Origin of the sequence: Collinsella sp. CLA-ER-H8, assembly GCF_040092335.1 — a bacterium.
Taxonomy (GTDB): domain Bacteria; phylum Actinomycetota; class Coriobacteriia; order Coriobacteriales; family Coriobacteriaceae; genus Collinsella.
On record NZ_JBBNLU010000029.1, the window covers coordinates 1 to 981 of the forward strand.

Annotated in this window: 1 protein-coding gene; it reads right to left on the reverse strand. The window is 65.2% G+C overall.

The features are described 5' to 3' along the window. Positions 1-306 precede the first annotated feature (306 nt). On the reverse strand, positions 307-981 hold a 675-nt coding region (locus tag AAAX72_RS09660), incomplete at its 5' end, for a helix-turn-helix domain-containing protein (protein ID WP_349130171.1).

The following is a 981-nucleotide window of genomic DNA, read 5'->3' on the forward strand; positions in this document are numbered from 1 at the left end:
GGAAGGAGGAGGGCGCCTAGGCGCCGAAAGCGGCACATCCGCGTTGGCGAATCCGGCGTATCCGCGTTGGCGCGATTGGCGAAAATGCGTTGGTGGAAATGGTGAAAATTATATTGACGCTAACACCGTTGGCGGTGCGCGAGAATATCTCGGCCGCGGCGTCGCGCAGCTCGGGCCTGGTCGGCCTCCGCGGGTGCGCCAGCGCGTAGTAGTAGGTCGACCTCCTGAGCCCCGAGCACTCCAGCAGGTGGCGCAGGGAGTGCCCCTCCGCGCGCAGCGCCCTCACCGCCTCGGCCGCCGCCCTGGTCAGAGCCCGTCCCGCTCGACCAGGGCGCGCAATTTTTTTAGGTAGGCGACCTCGGCCTCGAGCCTGCGGCAGCGCTCCTCGAGCTCCTGCTCGCGGGTGCGGGCCCGGGGTTTCGACCTCGACCCCCTCGGCCTGCCCTTCGGGCGGGGCCGCAGCGCCTCGGCGCCGCCCTCGCGGTAGAGCCTGCACCAGCGCTCCAGCGGGGACTTCGACCTGATCCCGAACTCGGCCATGGCGTCGGCCTTCGCCATCCCGCCGTCGACCACGGCCGACGCCGCGGCGACCATCTGCTCGAATGTGTAACTGGATTGTTTCCCGCCCATGGACAGCAGCGCCTCGCTTCCGAACGCCCGGTATACCCACTGCCATTCTCTCACGGTCTCGCGGGGGACGGACAGGGCCTCGGCCGCCGGCTTGCAGCCGACGCCGGCGTCGAAGAGCTCGACGGCCCGCCTCCTGGACTCCAGGTCGTGCTTCACCCTGAGGTCTATACTCATGGAAAACTGGAGTGGGAAGGATAAACTGGACTTTCTTTTAAGGATCCTCATGGAGTGGGTATGATGAATTGGACACCTAGTTAAGAGCGAAAGGTGTTCAAGATGACCCAAAGAAGAAAGCGATACGACAGGCAGTTCAAGGTCTCGGCGGCAAAGGTGGTCCTGTCCGGGGAAATG